This window comes from Serratia sp. BIGb0163, from assembly GCF_024809935.1.
In the GTDB taxonomy this organism is placed as follows: domain Bacteria; phylum Pseudomonadota; class Gammaproteobacteria; order Enterobacterales; family Enterobacteriaceae; genus Serratia; species Serratia quinivorans.
In genome coordinates, this window is record NZ_JANUDZ010000006.1 from 125448 (window position 1) to 144124 (window position 18677).

The 18677-nt window shown below is 57.6% G+C and carries 13 protein-coding genes; all 13 read right to left on the reverse strand.

Annotated elements, in window-relative coordinates; translation table 11 throughout:
• Window positions 1–3: 3 nt before the first annotated feature.
• On the reverse strand, window positions 4–225 hold the full coding sequence (locus tag M2406_RS19505; RefSeq protein ID WP_017893682.1) for a zinc ribbon domain-containing protein: 222 nt from the start codon (window positions 223–225) through the stop codon (window positions 4–6).
• A 13-nt stretch (window positions 226–238) separates the two neighbouring features.
• Entirely contained in the window at window positions 239–1195 is a 957-nt protein-coding gene (locus tag M2406_RS19510) for an AEC family transporter (protein WP_012146312.1), read from the reverse strand.
• Window positions 1196–1297: 102 nt separating this feature from the next.
• A complete protein-coding gene (gene der / locus M2406_RS19515) occupies window positions 1298–2782 on the reverse strand; it encodes a ribosome biogenesis GTPase Der (protein ID WP_112363243.1) in 1485 nt (494 codons plus the stop codon).
• Between the two features lie 130 nt (window positions 2783–2912).
• The gene (bamB, locus tag M2406_RS19520; RefSeq protein WP_112363244.1) at window positions 2913–4094 is read right to left on the reverse strand and encodes an outer membrane protein assembly factor BamB; all 1182 of its coding nucleotides are present in this window, start codon (window positions 4092–4094) and stop codon (window positions 2913–2915) included.
• 11 nt (window positions 4095–4105) lie between these two features.
• Window positions 4106–4726, reverse strand: a complete 621-nt coding sequence (locus M2406_RS19525; RefSeq protein ID WP_012146315.1) for a YfgM family protein — start codon at window positions 4724–4726, stop codon at window positions 4106–4108.
• A 13-nt stretch (window positions 4727–4739) separates the two neighbouring features.
• The gene (gene hisS / locus M2406_RS19530) at window positions 4740–6014 is read right to left on the reverse strand and encodes a histidine--tRNA ligase (RefSeq protein WP_012146316.1); all 1275 of its coding nucleotides are present in this window, start codon (window positions 6012–6014) and stop codon (window positions 4740–4742) included.
• A gap of 138 nt (window positions 6015–6152) precedes the next feature.
• Window positions 6153–7274, reverse strand: coding sequence for a flavodoxin-dependent (E)-4-hydroxy-3-methylbut-2-enyl-diphosphate synthase (gene ispG / locus M2406_RS19535; RefSeq protein WP_012146317.1), 1122 nt, complete (start codon window positions 7272–7274; stop codon window positions 6153–6155).
• Window positions 7275–7321: 47 nt separating this feature from the next.
• Entirely contained in the window at window positions 7322–8293 is a 972-nt protein-coding gene (gene rodZ / locus M2406_RS19540) for a cytoskeleton protein RodZ (protein WP_012146318.1), read from the reverse strand.
• Entirely contained in the window at window positions 8283–9032 is a 750-nt protein-coding gene (pilW, locus tag M2406_RS19545; protein WP_017893687.1) for a type IV pilus biogenesis/stability protein PilW, read from the reverse strand. Before pilW ends, rodZ begins: the two co-directional genes overlap by 11 nt.
• Before the next feature lie 87 nt (window positions 9033–9119).
• Window positions 9120–10316 (reverse strand): bifunctional tRNA (adenosine(37)-C2)-methyltransferase TrmG/ribosomal RNA large subunit methyltransferase RlmN, encoded by a 1197-nt coding sequence (locus tag M2406_RS19550; protein WP_012146320.1) that lies wholly within the window; start codon window positions 10314–10316, stop codon window positions 9120–9122.
• A 298-nt stretch (window positions 10317–10614) separates the two neighbouring features.
• Window positions 10615–11040: a nucleoside-diphosphate kinase gene (gene ndk, locus M2406_RS19555; RefSeq protein ID WP_012146321.1), complete on the reverse strand. Its 426-nt coding sequence runs from the start codon at window positions 11038–11040 to the stop codon at window positions 10615–10617.
• Window positions 11041–11221: 181 nt separating this feature from the next.
• Window positions 11222–13546, reverse strand: a complete 2325-nt coding sequence (pbpC, locus tag M2406_RS19560) for a peptidoglycan glycosyltransferase PbpC (protein WP_259191066.1) — start codon at window positions 13544–13546, stop codon at window positions 11222–11224.
• Window positions 13547–13606: 60 nt separating this feature from the next.
• Entirely contained in the window at window positions 13607–18598 is a 4992-nt protein-coding gene (locus M2406_RS19565) for an alpha-2-macroglobulin (protein WP_259191067.1), read from the reverse strand.
• Window positions 18599–18677 lie beyond the last annotated feature (79 nt).

Sequence of the window (18677 nt, forward strand, 5' to 3'; positions counted from 1 at the left end):
CGCTTACAACGGCTGATAACTGAATAACACCCGCTTTTTGGATATCAACCCATGGCCGTTCTGGCACAGGTAGTCCACCGCGCCGCAGGCCTTGAGTTCTTGTAATGGCTGCCCGCAATCCGGGCAGTGGGCCAACTGCTGATAATCGCTGTTACAGGCGGTGCAATGGTAGTGACCATTCACCCACTCCATCGTTTGATCGCATTGTGGACACTGCGCTTCCATAGTCACTCCCTGGTTAAATCACGCCCCATGAGCGTAAGAAATAGATGCCCAACGCGGTAGTGAAAAACGAGCCGACGGTGGTGATAGCGATAATATTCGCCGCCAGCGTGGCGTTCCCCCCCATCGCACGCGTCATCACATAGCTGCCAGAAGCCGTTGGCGTGGCCGAGAACAGGAAAATAATCCCCAACGCCGCGCCGTGAAAACCGCACAGCCAGCCACTCAGCGTCATTATCACTGGCACGACAAACAGCTTGGCCGAAGAAGACAGCGCCGCCACGTTGGACGAACGAAACATGGCGCGCAGGTCTAAACTGGCGCCGGTGCACAGCAAGGCCAGTGGCAACGACAGTGCGGAGATATAGCTGCCGGTCTGCCGGATCACCTGAGGTATTCCCAGACCGGTCTGGGCATAAGCCAGTCCGCACACCAGGCCGATAATCAGCGGATTGGTGACAATACTGCGCAACAGCGACAAACGGCTGATCCTCTTGCCCTGCCCGCCCTGCAGGCTGCGCGTGAGGGTAATAACTGACAGTATGTTAAACAGGATCACCGTCACCGTCAGGTACAGCGACCCTAACGCCACGCCCTCACTGCCGTAAGCGGTCATGGCATAGGCCAGGCCGACAATAGCGGTATTGGCACGGAAGCCCCCCTGCACAAAGACACCGCGCTCACGTGGCTCTTTAACCAGCCAGATAGCCGCCACTTCCAGCAGCAGGAAGGTGACCACGGTGCCTATAGCGCCAAAGATTACCAGCGGCAGGTTGCCCAGCAACTGCGGGTGGTTGGTAGCGATGCTGAAGAACAACAAACAGGGCAGCGCCAGGTTAAACACCAACTTGGTGGCACCATCGATAAAACGGTCGTCCATCAAGCGCCAGTGGCGCAGCAATATGCCCAGCAACATCATTAACAGATTGGGGACGGTGACGTTGAATGCAAAACTCCAGGTTTCCCAGGACATGATGTTCCTTCAGGCTAACGGCGGTAATAGTCAGATAATAAAACGATTTCGATCCAATAAAAAAGGGGCGCGGTAGTGATACCGCGCCCCTCATTCTTATGATTAGCCTTTCTTCAGGTGGCTCATCAGACGTTTACGCTTGCGCATCTGGTTCGGCGTCAGCAGGTTACGCTTACCGGCGAACGGGTTCTCACCCTCTTTGAACTGGATGCGGATCGGCGTACCCATCACCTTCAGAGAACGACGGAAGTAGTTCATCAGGTAGCGTTTGTACGAATCGGACAGATCGGTCACCTGGTTGCCGTGGATCACCACAATCGGCGGGTTATACCCACCGGCGTGCGCATATTTCAGCTTCACGCGGCGGCCACGTACCAACGGCGGTTGGTGATCGTCGGCAGCCATCTGCATGATTTTGGTCAGCATTGAGGTGTTCACGCGGCGGGTCGCACACTCGTAAGCTTCCAGTACCGACACGAACAAGTTGCCAACGCCGCTACCATGCAGGGCAGAGATAAAGTGAATGCGGGCGAAATCGACAAAGCCCAGACGCAGATCGAGCATCTCTTTCACGTGATCGCGATCTTCCTCGCTCATGCCGTCCCACTTGTTGACGACAATCACCAGTGAGCGCCCACTATTGAGGATAAAGCCGAGCAGCGAGAGATCCTGATCGGAAATGCCTTCGCGTGCATCCACGACCAGCAACACTACGTTGGCGTCTTCAATCGCCTGCAGGGTTTTGATTACCGAGAACTTCTCTACGGTTTCCGTAACCTTGCCGCGCTTACGTACCCCGGCGGTATCGATCAGCACGTATTCGCGCTCGTCGCGGACCATCGGGATATAGATGCTGTCACGGGTCGTGCCCGGCATGTCGTAGACCACGACACGATCTTCGCCGAGAATGCGGTTAGTCAGTGTGGACTTACCTACGTTAGGACGACCCACGATAGCCAGCTTGATTGGCAGATCCTGCGGGTTGAAGTCGTCTTCCGGCTCTTCGTCTGCGCCTTCGAGGGTTTCACCTTCTTGCTCTGCCCAATAAGCGGCGTTAGCCTCTTCTTCGGTCAGCTCGACTTCTTCCGGCTTTTCACCGACAAACGGCACCAGTACGTGCTCGATCAACTGCGCTACGCCACGACCGTGGGAAGCCGCGATCGGATGCACGTCGCCCAGGCCCAGCGAATAGAAATCGGCGGCGGCCATGTCTGGATCCATACCGTCGGTTTTGTTGGCGACCAGGAAGGTGGCTTTCTGACGGTTGCGCAGATGCTGGGCAATGCCCAGATCGGCCGGCATCAGGCCAGCGCGAGCATCGACCATAAACAGCACGATGTCTGCTTCTTCGATCGCCAGCAGCGACTGACCGGCCATGCGTGTTTCAACGCCATCTTCGGTGCCGTCAATGCCCCCGGTATCGACGATAATAAATTCATTACCCTCAACCTCAGCACGACCATACTTGCGGTCTCGCGTTAGCCCGGGGAAATCCGCCACCAGCGCATCGCGCGTATGGGTTAAACGGTTAAACAAGGTGGATTTACCCACATTCGGGCGCCCTACTAGCGCGACGACAGGTATCATTGTGAAGCCTCATTACTTAATAATCAAAGCGTTACTACACTATGGATAGACACCAGGAGTGCAGCTTATAAAAATACGAAACGGCCCCTGAACATTCAGGAGCCGTTGGCAATCCGTGCGACGATCGGCGTTAGCGGGTGAAAGCGTAAACTTTTCCGCCCTTCGCCTGGATGACCAGCTTATCGCCAGCTACCATCGGCGCAGACAGGAAGCCGGAGCTATCCACTTCCTGCTGAGCAACAAAACGGCCGTCCGTGGTGTTGATCCAGTGCAGGTAACCTTCAGAGTCACCGGTCACCAGGAAACCATTGTACATCACCGGCGGAGTCAGATTGCGGTGCAGCAAATCGCTCTGCGTCCATACCGTCACGCCACCTTCGGTGCTCAACGCCACCACGCGATCGTTCTGATCGATAAGGTAGATGCGACCTGCATCAACGATAAAGTCGTTCACCGAGCCCAGTTCACGCTTCCACATGATCTGGCCGGAACGCAGATCCAGCGCCGTCAGGTTGCCATTGTAACCTAATGCGTAGACAACGCCCTCAACAATCACCGGCGTAGTGTCGACATCGTTCAAACGATCGATTTCGGTCGCGCCGCTCGGCTGGGAAATACGTTGTTGCCAAATCAACTGACCTTGCTGCATCAGCACGGCATTGACGCGACCGTTATCACCGCCAACAATGGCTGCGCCAAAGGCAACGGCCGGTGCGGACTCACCGCGCAACGACAGTGAAGGCATGTCCAGGTTAACCGTCCACTTCACCGCGCCATCAGATTCGTTCAGCGCCTGCAGCAGGCCGTTAGTGGTATGGATCAACACCATACCGTCGCTGATCACCGGACGTGAAATCGCTTCGCCGGCCACCTTGGTCTGCCAGGCCAGGGTACCGTCTGAGGTATTGAGCGCGTAAACCACGGCTTTCTCACTGCCGACATAAGCCTTGTCGCCCGCGACCGCCATACCGCCCGACAGCAGTGCCGGCAGGTTGCTGGACAGGAAGCCGGTTTTCTCAGAGAGATCAACCTTCCACTTTTCGTTACCGTTATCGGCATCCAGTGCTTTCACGATGCCATGACGATCGGCTGCGTAAATAGTGTTGTCCTGGAAAGCAGGACGCAGGTGAGAATAGAACTCACCAACACCGTCACCGACCGAGGTACTCCACGCCTTGTTCGGCGTGAACTGATTTTCAACTTTCGGCAGCGGCGACATGGTAACCACGTCTTCTTCACTGTTGAACAGTGAGCAACCACTCAGCAAGGCAACGGAAACCAGTCCGACCAAGAGTGTTTTACGCAATTGCATGGGAATTCCCCTTAGCTGGACAAGTTATTCAATTTCATGCGCAGCAGAACCTGCAGCGCCTGAGAAGCGTTAGACTCAATGCCTTTACTGTAAGCTTCACGTGCACCTTTGGTGTCACCCTTAGCCAACAACACGTCGCCGCGCGTATCTTGCGCCATCGCCGCCCAGCCTTCGCCTTTCACGCCATCCAGCGTTTTCAGCGCGTCATCCAGCTTTTTCTCCTGCAGCTGGACACGTGCCAGACGCAGGTTAATCATCGAAAGCATGTTTTCGTCTTTGGTCTGGCCCTGAGCCAACACCAGTTGTTGGCTCGCTTTGGCAAACTCATTCTGCTCAACAAAATGCTTCGCCAGCTCCAGGGAGGCCAGCACGCCATAGCTGTTGCTGTTGGCCTGGGCAAACTTCTCCGCGGCGGCTACATCGTCCGGCTTACCGCTAGCCAGACGATCGCTGGCTTCCTGATAGGACTGGGACGCAACCATCATGTTGGAGTTTTCGTGGCTCTGCCAGTAACGCCAGCCGACCAGGGCACCAATTCCGAGCACCACGCCCACTGCCAGCGCTTTGCCATTTTCGGCAAAGAACCGACGCACGGCGTCGACTTGTTCGTTTTCAGTGGTATAGACTTCCACGGTGTCCTTCTCCTTAACCTAACATCAGAGCCAGGCGCACTGCGACTTCGCTTTGCGCCAGCGTTTCTTGTTCACCACTGCGCAGGTCCTTAACCACCACCTGCTGGGCTGCGACTTCGTTCTCACCCAGGATCAAGGCGACGCGCGCGCCCCACTTATCCGCACGGGTGATCTGCTTCTTAAAGTTACCACCGCCGTAGTTGGTCATCAGTTTGAGCTGTGGCGCCGCATCACGCACGCGCTCCGCCAGCTGCATTGCTGCACTCTGAGTACCGGCACCGGAGGAGATCACATACACGTCGATGGTCGCCGCGGCCTTGAACTCTGGGTTAACCGCCTGAACCAGCAACACCAGGCGCTCCAGACCCATGGCGAAACCGACCGCCGGCGTCGCACGCCCGCCCAGTTGCTCTACCAGGCCGTCATAACGACCACCGGCACACACCGTACCCTGAGCGCCCAGACTGGTGGTCACCCATTCGAATACCGTGCGGTTGTAGTAGTCCAGACCGCGCACCAGGCGTTCATTGATGGTATATGGGATGCCTGCCTGCGCCAAAAGTTCACACAGACCTTCGAAGTGGGCTTTGGAATCTGCATCCAGATACTCGGACAGGCGTGGCGCGTCGTTCAACAGCGCCTGCACTTCCGGGTTTTTCGAGTCCAGTACGCGCAGCGGGTTGCTGTACATACGGCGTTTGCAATCTTCGTCCAGCTTCTCTTGATGCTGTTCCAGGAAGGCCACCAGAGCATCGCGGTAGTTGGCACGCGCTTCCAGTGAACCGATGGAGTTCAGCTCCAGCTTGACGTGCTCGGAAATCCCCAGCGCTTTCCACCAGCGGGCGCTCAGCAGGATCAGCTCAGCGTCAATATCCGGGCCCTGCAGGCCAAACACTTCGGCCCCCAGTTGATGGAACTGGCGATAGCGGCCTTTTTGCGGGCGCTCGTAGCGGAACATCGGACCGACGTACCACAGACGCTGCTCCTGATTGTACAGCAGACCATGTTCGATGCCGGCGCGAACGCAACCAGCCGTGCCTTCCGGACGCAGCGTCAGGCTTTCGCCGTTGCGGTCGTCGAAGGTATACATCTCTTTTTCCACGACGTCGGTCACTTCGCCGATCGCGCGTTTGAATAACGGGGTCTGCTCTACAATCGGCAAGCGGATTTCGCTGTAACCGTAGCCGCTAAGCACCTGCTTGAGGATGCCTTCAATACGCTGCCATAATGCCGTTTCTTCCGGCAGGTAGTCGTTCATGCCGCGAATGGCTTGAATGTTCTTTGCCACGTGAGTTCTCTGTCCGTTGTCTAAAAAAATGAACCCGATTATAGGGACTTTGCCGCCCCGTATTCAACGCGAATACCGAGTTCTGCTCCCGGGTTCATAAACAAGCGGGCTAAAAAGCCCGCCGTATCGGTGTAATGCTTATTTTTCCAGCAGGTTGACCGCGATGCGATTGCTTTCATCCATCATCGACGCCTTGGCGCGAATTTTGGCTTCCAGCTGGTCAATCATCTGCTCGTTGTCGAAACGTTCTTTCTGGCGCACACCGTCTTCGTAAAAACCGCTCTTTTTATGGCCACCGGTAACGCCGAGCGTGGAAACCAACGCTTCGCCCGGGCCATTGACCACACAGCCGATAATCGAAATGTCCATCGGCGTGATGATGTCTTCCAGACGCTGTTCCAACGCGTTGACCGTTCCGATAACGTCAAATTCCTGACGTGAACATGTCGGGCACGCGATAAAGTTAATGCCGCGTGCGCGGATGCGCAGCGATTTCAGAATGTCGAAACCGACCTTAACTTCTTCCACCGGATCGGCTGCCAATGAGATGCGCAGAGTATCGCCAATGCCTTCCGACAGCAGCAGCCCCAAACCAATCGCCGACTTCACTGAGCCACTGCGTGCGCCACCGGCTTCGGTGATGCCCAGATGCAACGGCTGATCGATACGCGCAGCCAACAGACGATAGGATTGCACCGCCAGGAACACATCGGATGCCTTGACGCTGACTTTGAACTGGTCGAAGTTGAGACGATCAAGGATATCAACGTGGCGCATGGCGGATTCGAGTAGCGCTTCCGGCGTAGGTTCGCCGTATTTTTCCTGGATGTCTTTTTCCAGCGAACCACCATTCACCCCGATACGGATTGGGATGTTTTTATCGCGCGCGCAGTCTACGACTGAACGGATACGCGATTCGTTACCGATATTGCCCGGATTGATACGCAGGCAGTCTACGCCATACTCGGCAACCTGCAGCGCGATACGGTAATCGAAGTGGATATCGGCGACCAGCGGCACGTTAACCTGCTGCTTGATCAGTTTGAACGCCTCGGCGGCATCCATGGTGGGGACTGAAACGCGGACGATATCAACGCCCACGCGCTCCAGCGCTTTGATCTGATTAACCGTTGCTTCAACATCAGTGGTACGGGTGTTAGTCATCGACTGCACGGCAATCGGCGCACCATCACCAATAGGCACATTGCCGACGTAAATTCGCGTTGATTTTCGACGGATGATGGGCGATTGGTTATGCATTACTTACTCTCCATTGTTGCCCTGACTTAACGACAATGGCCGCGCAATTACTGCGCGGCAACGGTCAGACGAGCAACACGGTTTGACTTAACAAACCGGCTTAAATCAACCGGCTTACCTTGATATTGAATCTGTACTGCAGCCGGGGCGCCAATGGTCAGTTTGTACGGCGCGGTACCCGCCAGGCTCAGCTTGCCGCCGCTTTTCTGGCTGCCGCTGTACAACGTTTTACCGTTGGCATCACTCACCTGCAACCAACAATCGGCGGAGAACTCCATAACCAGCGCGTTAGGATCAACAGCCGGGGCAGTCACGCCCGCGTCGGCAGTTGGTAACGGCGCAGTTGGAGCCGCAGGCGTTGTTTCAGGCAGCGTTGTCTGGCTTGGTGAAACCACCGCAGGCTGCTGCGCGGTTGCACTGCCGCTAACGGCCGGAGTCTGAGACTGCTGTGGAGCAACGCCGGTATCTACCGGCGTGGAACCATTGTCAGCCAGAGGCGCGCTGTTGTCGGCATTGCTGTCGGTCAACGGCACTGACTGGCCTTCATTGTTTTGTGAAAGCTGCGCAGAGGATTGATCGGCCATGGTGACGATCTCTTCCTGCTGGGCCTTGTGGTTTTGCCACCACCAGGCGCCGGTCAGGCCAACCACCACGAAAACGATCAGCCAGGTGAAGCTCATCAGCCAGCCATCGCGTTTTTTGCGGCGCTTGCCCAATGAGAAACTCTGCATTGGTGCAACTTTCGCAACCTTCAACGGAGCCTGCTTGGCCAGCATCGGCAGCAGTTCATCCTCTGGCAAACGCACCAGCTTGGCGTAGGAACGGATATAACCCCGCACGAAGGTTGAAGCCAAATCTGCGGACAGATTGTCTTCTTCGATATCGCGCACGGTAGACATTTTGAGGCACAGGCGTTCTGCAACGGCCTGTTGACTCAACCCGAGTTGTTCACGGGCCTGACGCAGACGTTCGCCTGTCGTCATTGATACAGTTTTATCTTGGGAGGCTTCAGTATTCATTAGCTAAGAACTGCTGGTACTGTTTGGATTGTGGAAAACTTCGCGATAACTGCTTGCCATAGCGTTGCACGCTATCCTGGCGCCCGGCTAACGCGGCGAAACGAATCTGTAACCATAAGCTGTCGGCGCTAGCCGGCAGAACATGCTGATAACTATCGAGTAAAAGTTGCGACTGTGCGCGCTTCCCTTCTCCAAATTGCTTTTCTGCCTCCACCAACAGTGGAGTGCCTTTGTCCGGATCGATCTTCATGGCACGCGTTAACAAGGTACGTGCTTCATCGTTCTGTCCGGCCTTGAGAAAACAGTAACCTGCGTTTTCCAGGCTGTCGGCAACCTGACCGTAATCCGGTGCTACTGCCGCAGCGCTAAACTGCTGTTGTGCCGGTACATACTGCCCTAAACTGCAAAGAAACGCACCGTAATTATTCAGCACGGTGCCATTGTTCGGCGCAAGTTTGAGCGCTTGCTGATAACGCTGTTCGGCCGCGCTATTTTCGCCCATCCGCTGCTCATAAAGCGCCATGCCCAATTGGGTACGGTAATCCTGTGGGGCAGCGTCTGCCGCTTTCTCCAGATTCTGTCGCGCGGCGGGTAAATCGCCCTGCTTGAGATATTCCAGACCCAGCTGCAAACGCGTCTGGCCCGCTTGTGACTGCGCGTCTTTTTCTTCCGGCGTTGAACCGGAACAGCCGGCCAGTAAACCAGCCGCCAGCAACGTTCCCCACAGAGTCAGCTTCATGCCTGCATTCATTTCCTTGTCTGATGTCACCTTGACGTCCATTCACATAACAGACTGTAAGATAACAAAAAAATCATGCTATAGGATTCAGACCGCACGTACAGAGATAGGTTCCCCGGCCATTTTCTTTTTCAGGGTACGCTTGGTACGGTCGATCACTTCACCCGCCAGTTGCCCGCAGGCGGCATCGATATCATCACCACGGGTTTTACGAACAATAGTCGTAAAGCCGTATTCCATCAACACTTTGGAAAAACGATCCACCCGGCTGTTGGAGCTTCGGCCGTAAGGTGCCCCCGGGAACGGGTTCCATGGGATCAGGTTGATCTTGCATGGCGTGTCCTTCAGGACTTCTGCCAGCTGGTGCGCGTCGTCAGTGCTGTCGTTGATGTGGTCCAGCATCACGTATTCAACCGTTACCCGCCCCTGGTTGGCATTGGATTTTGCCAGGTAGCGACGTACCGCCGCCAGGAAGGTCTCGATATTGTATTTACGGTTGATCGGCACGATGTCGTCGCGGATCTTGTCGTTCGGCGCATGCAGCGAGATTGCCAGTGCAACGTCGATCATATCGCCCAACTTGTCCAGTGCCGGCACCACGCCGGAAGTAGACAGGGTCACACGACGCTTGGACAGGCCAAAACCGAAGTCGTCCAGCATGATTTCCATCGCCGGTACCACGTTGTTCAGGTTGAGCAACGGCTCACCCATGCCCATCATCACCACGTTGGTGATCGGACGTTCGCCGGTCACTTTCAGCGCACCGATAATTTTCGCCGCACGCCAAACCTGACCAATGATTTCCGACACGCGCAGGTTGCGGTTAAAGCCTTGCTGCGCGGTCGAACAGAATTTGCATTCCAGTGCACAACCCACCTGGGAAGAGACACACAGGGTCGCACGGTCGCCGTCCGGGATATACACGGTTTCGACCTGCTGATCGCCCACTTTGATCGCCCATTTGATGGTGCCATCGGCTGAGCGTTGTTCTTCCGCCACTTCTGGCGCACGGATCTCGGCGACGCTCTGCAATTTATTGCGCAGGACCTTGTTAATGTCGGTCATCTGCTCAAAGTCATCGCAGCAATAGTGGTACATCCACTTCATGACCTGATCGGCACGGAAGGGTTTCTCGCCCATTTTGGCGAAAAACTCACGCAGTTGCTGACGGTTCAAATCCAGCAGGTTAATTTTGGCCACAGCCGGTTGTTCCGCGTTAACGGATTGAGTAGTCAGCGAATTATTTTCAGACACGATGTGCTCGGACGTGATGGGTTCTAACATAATTGATCTCTGGCCTCGTTGTTACACGTTACGGCGCGAAAGAGTGGAAAGTAAGTGCGTCGTTCAACCCGCATAAATTGCGGTGACGGCGCTAAAAGCGCGCCCCTGACAAGAAGCCTCATCAGGGGCGCGGCATTGTACAAATTTTAGTAGCAGCTTTCCACGTCTGAAAGACATTCAGGGCATTTTTATTGTTTCAGCCGATGAATGAAAAATTCGAGTAGCGGCGCTGCATGCTGCGCCTGAGCCAATCGGGGCGAATATATCGCCCCCTACAGCTTGAAAGGCAACGAGCAAATTAACGTGAGCAGATTTCGCTCTCATTAAAGAAATACGCGATTTCGCGCTGTGCAGATTCTACTGCGTCAGAACCGTGTACGGCGTTGGCAGTGAAGCTGTCCGCGTAGTCAGCACGCAGGGTGCCGGCCAGTGCGTTGTCCGGGTTGGTTGCGCCCATGATGTCACGGTTACGCTGTACTGCGTTTTCTGCTTCCAGAACCTGAACCACGATCGGGCCAGAGGTCATGAACTCAACCAGGCCATCGAAGAATGGGCGGCCTTTGTGCTCAGCGTAGAAGCCTTCGGCTTGTTCGCGAGTCAGACGCAGCATTTTGGATGCGATGATTTTGAAACCGGCACGCTCAAAGCGAGCATAGATTGCGCCGATGTCGTTGTTAGCTACAGCGTTTGGTTTAATGATGGAAAAGGTACGTTCTACGGTCATGATGGCCTCTGTATAACTTCCAAAACAGGCCGGTCTGCAAACAGGGGGCCGGCCTTCTCAAGTGGCGCAGATTATATGTGTGCTGCCAACGCTTGCCTACGGGAAAATCAACATTTCATTAAAAAATCATTATCTTTATTCTTCACTTTGCGGCCCAGAGCACAGGTTATGAAAACTTACCTTAATCGAGGTTAAATTCGCGCAATGCCATCTGACCGCTCTCATCCAGCACGCTGAGCTGATAGCGACCAGGTTGGGTCAGCGTCTGTAGCAGCGACTCCCCTTCCCCCACCAACTGGCCGTTGAGGAACCACCAGCGCTGTCCGCCGCCGCCCTGGGCGCTGACCCGCAAGTCCAGCGTATTATTGCCCGGCAGGCGGCGCAGTATCGCGCCGTCACGCACGCCCAGCATCAACAGCGGCGGTGCTTCTTGCTGCTGCAACGGCGGACACTGCGGATCAATAGCCGGCAAGCGCTGCGCACGACGCTCCGCCGGAGGCAACCAGGGCTCCAGCGGCGTAGGCCACAGGGCCAGCCGACGCGGTGTCGCCCCGGGGCAATCCGCCGCCACTCGCAAGCCACGCGCGTTCAACCACATCAGCGGCTGGCTGCCCAGCAGGCTTTCCTGACCCGGTGCGGGAAGCGTGGGCGGAATAGTCCCGTCGAGAATCCAGCTCAGACGTCGTTGGCGGCAATTGCTGTCACCCGCGGGCAGTGGCTGGCCGCCCGGCCAGCAGATCACCGCACGGCTGACGCTGGCGGGGCGCGGATCGGCCGGAATGCCTTCCCCACGCTGGCGTAAAGAGGTCAGCAACAGGTTATTGACCTGATTAAGCAGCGGCACCGCGGTAGCAAAACCGAACTGCCCGGCCACCGGAGTACCGTCCGGTCGCCCCACCCAAATGCCTATCGTATAGCGCGCATTAACGCCGATGGCCCAGGCGTCGCGGTAGCCATAACTGGTGCCGGTCTTCCACGCCAGTGGCACACTGGCAGGCAATGCATCATCCGGCAATGGACGAGCCTCTCCCGCCAATATTCGCCGTACAATCCAGGCGGCGCCCGGAGACATGAACTGGCGATCGTAAATCCCTTGCTGAGGCGTAAAACGCAGCGGTGCCACCCGGCCCTGACGAGCCAGCGCGCTGAATCCGGCCACCAACTGATCCAAACGGGCACCGGCCCCGCCCAAGATCAGCGCCAGGCTGGGTTCGGCGTGTGCCGGCAGCCGCAGTTCAACCCCCACGTTACGGAGATTGGCGGCAAAGCGCTTCGGCCCGTAGGCTTCCAGCAACTGGACCGCCGGCAGGTTGAGTGAACGCGACAACGCTTCACTGGCGCTGACCGGGCCGTGGAAACCGGTATCAAAATTACCGGGCCGATAATCCCCAAAACGGCGCGGTACGTCCTGCAACAGCGATTCGGCGTGGATCAGGCCGTCGTCCAGCGCCAAACCATACAAAAAGGGTTTTAGCGTCGAGCCCGGCGAGCGCCAGGCAGCCACCATGTCGACATGGCCAAAACGGCTGTTATCGTTCAAATCCAGCGAGCCCAGGTAGGCACGTACTTTCATATTGGTGTGATCAACCACCAATACGCCAACCGAGGTTTTTTCCGGCAGTTGACTCTTCCAGCCGCGAGCCAGTTCTTCCAGCCGCCGTTGCAAGGTAGCGTCCAGCGTGGTGGTCACCACCTGGCTACGATTACCCTGTGTCATGCGCCTTGCCAGTAACGGGGCCAACTGCGGTACCTGGCGCGGGGCCAGCCACAACGCTTCCTGCCGGATTTCGGCCACCTGCTGCGCTGGCCAAACCTGATAATACGCCAGGCGTTCCAGCACCTTGTCACGCGCAGCCTGCGCCCGTTCCGGGTAGCGGTCCGGCCGCAAACGGCTGGGAGCCTGCGGCAACACTGCCAGCAACGCCGCCTCACCACGCGTCAGCGCCGAAGGCGGTTTGCCCAAATAAGTCCAGCTGGCCGCGCCAATCCCCTGTAGCGTGCCGCCGTACGGCGCCCGGTTAAGGTAGATTTCAAGGATTTGATCCTTCGACAGATGCCATTCCAACTGGGCGGTACGCCACACCTGGCGTAACTTGCCGGCCAGAGTGCGTGGATGGGGATCAATCAGGCGCGCGACCTGCATCGACAGCGTGCTGCCGCCGGAAACAATCTGCCCGTTACGCAGGTCTTGCCAGGCGGCGCGGGCCAGCGACAATGGATTGATGCCGGGATGCCGATAAAACCAACGGTCTTCATAGGTCAGCAGCGCCTGCAAATAATAGGGCGAGACCTGCTGCAGACTGACCGGATAGCGCCATACGCCGTCACTGTCCGCATAGCGCCACAGCGGGGTACCGTCTTCCGCCACCACCACTCGTGCCATCTCGGCATCTTTCAGCGGCAACGGCCACAGCCGGTCCGCCAACCACAGCAAAACGGGCGGCAGCAAAATAGCCAGCAGCCAGATGGCTGCCCGGCGACGTAAATGAGTAAGAAATCGATTCATCAGGAAGGTATCACCCCTTTGCCCCGCCACCGGCTAAATCACCGGGCGGGGCAAAAAGGATCATTTGGCAATTTCAAGCCGCTGTGGTGTCGCGCCCAGCGCACGCCAGGCAGGCACATACATCGACTCAACCTGCGGTGCCGGAACCAGATATGTGCCCGGCGTCACGGCCCGAGCCAGATACAGCAGCGTGGTATGACGGTAGCCGTCGATATTCACCGCCGCCACATAGCGATCGTCACGGAACTCCTGATGTTTGATATCGGCCTGCTGCATGTCCTGCAGCAGTTCGGTCACGCTACTGGCGCTTTCGCCCAGGCTGGCGCTGCTGTCCCCCAGATTTTGGTTCTCCAGCTCCAGCCCGGCCGGCAGCAGATCCACCACCAGCGCGTCCGGCACCTGATTATCGGCCCAGACGTCCAGGTGCACCAGGATCAGCTGACCGCTTTTCAGTTGGGTCAGATCCACGGATTTGCCGTCCAGCCCCAGGAATTCGCGGCGGATATTCAACACGTTGCTCTGCGGCTGCGGCGCCTGCTGCGGATAACCGACCAAATCGACCCGGCTGTACAGTGTACCGCTGCCGGTATTGGTGAGCTGCAAACCGCTCGCCAACTGCTCAGCGGACAGATTTTGCGTCAGCGCCTGGTTGCCGGACAGGGTTTTGCCCTGCGCCGTTTGTGCCTGCCATGGCGTTTCAGCACTGCCAATCAGATTGCGCGCCGCCAGGAACAGGGCATTGCTCTCCTGCGTAGACAGATAACGTTCGCCGTTGAGACGCTCAGACAGCGTCAGCAAACGCTGGTCACGCTCGGCCGGCAGCAGGTTATTTTCGGTCAGCAGCGCCAGGATCATCGCGTCATCACGCAGCGGACTGCCGTAATCTTCCAACCAGTAATCCTTGGCATTGCGCTGCGTTGCCAGCCCTTGTTCAATAGCCTGATTGGCACGCGGCATATCGCCCATCAGCTTCAGCGCCACGCCAAGTTGCACCAGCGGCAGGCCCGAACGAGCATCGGCACGGCGCTCAAACAGCTGTCGCAATGCCCCGAGCGGTGCCTGTTGCTGACGCGCCAATACCAAGCCGGCATAAGCCTGCACCGCAAAACGGGTGTGGTCCGGGTACTGGGTGGAAGCAACGTCAATCTGACTACGGTCCTGCAAATAGCGCTGCAGCCGGTTGTTGGCCGCCGTCAGCGCATCGGTCGGGACGCTGTAGTTCTGTTCACTGGCACGGAACAGGAAGTCGGTAGCGTAGGCCGTCAGCCAGAACTCTTCCTGGCTGTCGCGACTCCACAGACCAAAACCGCCGTTATAGCGCTGCATGCTGAGCAGATGCTCGATGCCAACGTCGATACTGTTGCGGCGGCTTTCATCGCTGCCGGATTTAATCCCGAGCGCACTGAGCTGCGCCCGGTTGGTATACAGCGACGGATAAAGCCCACTGGTCGTCTGCTCCAGGCAGCCGTAGGGATAGGCGTACAGTTCGCTGATGTAACGCGCCAGGTTGATTGGCGGACGGCTGGTCAACAGCAGTTGCCCTTCGGTCGTCGCCTGAACCAGCCCGGCGGCGGCATCTGCCGGCAGACTCCAGCTTTCACCGGCGTGGATCACGCTGGCGAACTGGCGGGTTTGCGCTGGATAAGCAGGCCTTACGCCAATCTTCCAACTGTGCTGATAGTCCTTGAGCGTTTCCCCCGGCAGCACCAGACCGCTGAGGGTCAGCGCGACCTCGCCCTGACCAAAGCCCGCCAGCGCCTGCACCGGTATCTGCAGCGTGGTGCGTTCACCGTTGGCCAGGCTGACTTGTTGTTCGGCAGCCCCCTGCAGCGCCACCAACCCGCTGGAAGCCAGTTTCACGGTTAATGTCTGCGGCTGGCCCGACAGGTTGCTGACATCCAGCGCCAATTGGGTGCTGTCGCCCCCGGCCAGGAAGCGTGGCGTCGCCAGCTCTGCCACCACCGGTGCGGCAACCACGGTCTTGCCTTCCGCCTTGCCGAAGTCTTCATCGCTCCACGCCTGCGCCATCAGTCGTAATTCACCGTTGAAGTCAGGAATGGCAATCTGAATTTCGCCTTCGCCGTTGGCATCCAGCTTAACCGGCTGCGCCTGCTGGGCAACAATGGTAACCGCGGTGATCGGCTTTTTACCGCCGCGCGACAACGCATCTTCGTCATCACCGTCGCCGCCGTAGCGCAGGTTTGCCAAACGCCCTTTGCCTTCAATCAGTTGACCATAAACATCGTACTGATCGGCGCTGTAGCGCTTACGGCCAAAGAAGGCCTGATACGGATCCGGCGTCGCGTAATTGGTAATGTTGAGGATGCCGCTGTCCACCGCGGAAAGCAGCACGTTGATTTGCTGTGGCGGTTTACCGCTGCTGTGGGCGGCCTTCACCTTCACCGTCAGCATTTGGTTCGGCCGCATACGCTGCGGCGCGTCCAGCTGCAGTGCCAGTTTGCGTCCTTCATCCACCAGCGGCAGATGCAACAGCCCCACCGCCCGTTTCGGCGTCGACTGCTGTTGTTTGTCACCCGGGCGGATCACCAATGCGCTGAGGTACAGATCGTGGCGTTTCCACTCCTTATTGATAGGCACTTCAACATCAACGCCCTTGGCCGGCACATCCAGTTCCTGCCACCACAGCGGACCATCGCTGGATTCCACCAGCAGGTAGCCCTTGCCGGCGGCCGGCGCTTCGATATGCAGCTTCACTTTCTCGCCCGGTTGGTAGGCCGGTTTGTCGAGTTTCAGCTTCACCTGGTCCGGACGTACAGCCCCACTACCATTAGTGTTGTCCTGCCAGCTGTAACCGGCCCAGAAACGCAGGCTGCTGATCAGATTGCTCTGCGGATCCACGACCTCAATACGATATGCGCCCCACTCCACCGGGAAACTGACCTTGGTGCTGCCGTTGGCGGCGATATCGATAGACTGTTCCGCCAGTGGCAGATCCTTCTTATCGTACAACGACTGCCAGCCTTCGCCTTCTGACCACTGCCAGTAGTAGTCGCGACGCTCACGCACCAGGCGAGCCTTCAGCCCGCTGACGGCCAGTTTTTCACCAGCGGCATTGGCGTAGACAATATCAAACCCAGCCTGGGTGTTTTCATCCACCACCGGCTGGGCCTGGTAGCTGTTGCTACGATAATCATAAATCTGTTGTTTGTTGAACAAAGGTCGAATGCCGGGCAGCGCATCGGCAGGCCAGATCGCCTGTTCGGCGCGGCGCGTCACCGGGCGACCACCAGACTCCAGCAGGCTGGCCTGCAAGATGGCTTTCAACGGCGATTTTACCTCTGCCCAACTGCTGTCCACCGCCACCTGCGCCTTGCCGGCGTTATCCAGCGCCTGGTCGAATTCATCCATATTGCGCGACAGGCTTTCTTCCGTCACCGAACCAAACTCATAGCCCGGCAGGCTGCTGACCGCCTCACGCTGCGGCCGCAGGAACACCTGCCCCTGCAGACGGTTACCCGAGGCCGGGGCACCATAGAGATAGCGGCCGGTGACGTCGAACACCAGTTGTGCGTCAGGGCGCAGCGGGGTTTTCTCGGCGGTAATATCGAGCGCCATGCGTTCCGGCAGGAAATCCTCGACCTTGAAGTTGTAAAGCCGCGGCTGGTTATCGCCCAGATTGAAACGTAGCGACCAGTTTCCGGTCGGCCCGCCTTCAGGGATTGGGTACTGATATTGATACAAGCCATCCTGCGGCTGCCAGACAAAACTGCGCGCCACCTGATCGTCCGGTTTGACGATATCCACCTTCACCGGCTGGGCCGGCAGCGGTTTGCCGTCGGCGTCACGCAGCAGCCCGTTAACAATCAGCGTTTCGCCGGGGCGGTAAAGATCACGCGGGCCGAAGGCGAAGAATTGCTTGCTGTAGCCTTCCGGCCCGGCAATATCGAACTCAGCCAAATCCAGCGCCGGCGTCGACAGATCGATCATGCTGGTCTGGCCCTGTTGGGTCGCCAGCAACAGCCGCGCCTTGGCGCTTTTCACCAACTGGGCGTGCCCTTGCTTATCGGTGGTGCCCTGGGTCAGCGTTTGACCTTTTTCATCCAGCAGGCGCAGTTCAACCGCGCCCAATGCCGCGCCGCCATCCAGAGCCTGGGTAAACACGTCCAGACGGTCATGATAACTGTGCAGCGAAACGCCGATATCACTGAGAGTGAACAGGGTCGCCGGGTTGGTATATCCGTAATGCCCGGCCTGCTGCATCACCGCCAGGTAGACACCCGGCTGTTGTAAGGCCTCGATGCCACTCAACGGCAATAGCAGGCGTTCGCGGGTATTGTGTTGCGGGTTGAGATCGAAGCGGCCGCTGTAGACCAGATCGGCCATTTTCAGCAGTTCTTCCGACTCCCAACTGGAGAGCGAATTGCGATATTCCCAGTTTGCCAGGAACGCAGGTAAGGCATCGGCCTTCACCCGGAAGAAGTTAACGTCAACGTTATCGACGTTTAATGCCATCACCGGCAGCCCCTGCGCCAGCTTGGTCGGCAACAGCGAGCCTTTGCCGGCAAAGCCGACGCTCGGTTTGATGTCGCGGGTGGTAATAGTCTGTTCTTGCTGTTTGCCCAGTTCGGCACCGTTGACCGCTTTCAGACCGCTCTCGAGGGTCAGCACCAGCTTGCGGTTGGGCTGCAGATGACGCAGCCGCAGTTCCATCAGGTTATCTGACAGCTCCCAGGCACCGTCGATTTTACCGCTAACGCTGTCGACCAGATGCGCTCGCGCGGCGAAATCCTGACTCGGATCCAGCGGCAAAGAAAACGTCAGCACCATGGCACTGGCGCCGTCGAGTTGCAGTTCGGAAGCATCAAGCAGCGTCAGCGGCTTACCGGCGTCGCGTTTCGCCAATGCCGCCAACGCGGCGGCATCCGGCCGTTTGGCCTGCGTGACACTACTGGCCTGGGCATCGGCCTGCGCTGCGGTTGGTTTTTTCCCGCCGTCATCACAGGCGGCCAGCAGCAGCAGGCTTCCCGCCAATGCGATCCCCTGACAAAGCTTCTTGCCTGATGCAAATGCCCCTGAACGGTATGGTTTCATCGTTTAACTCCCTGGCAGCCTTTACGCAACGACACTCGTCGGCGCAAGATCCGAATATGGATGAATAATAGCAGCGCTG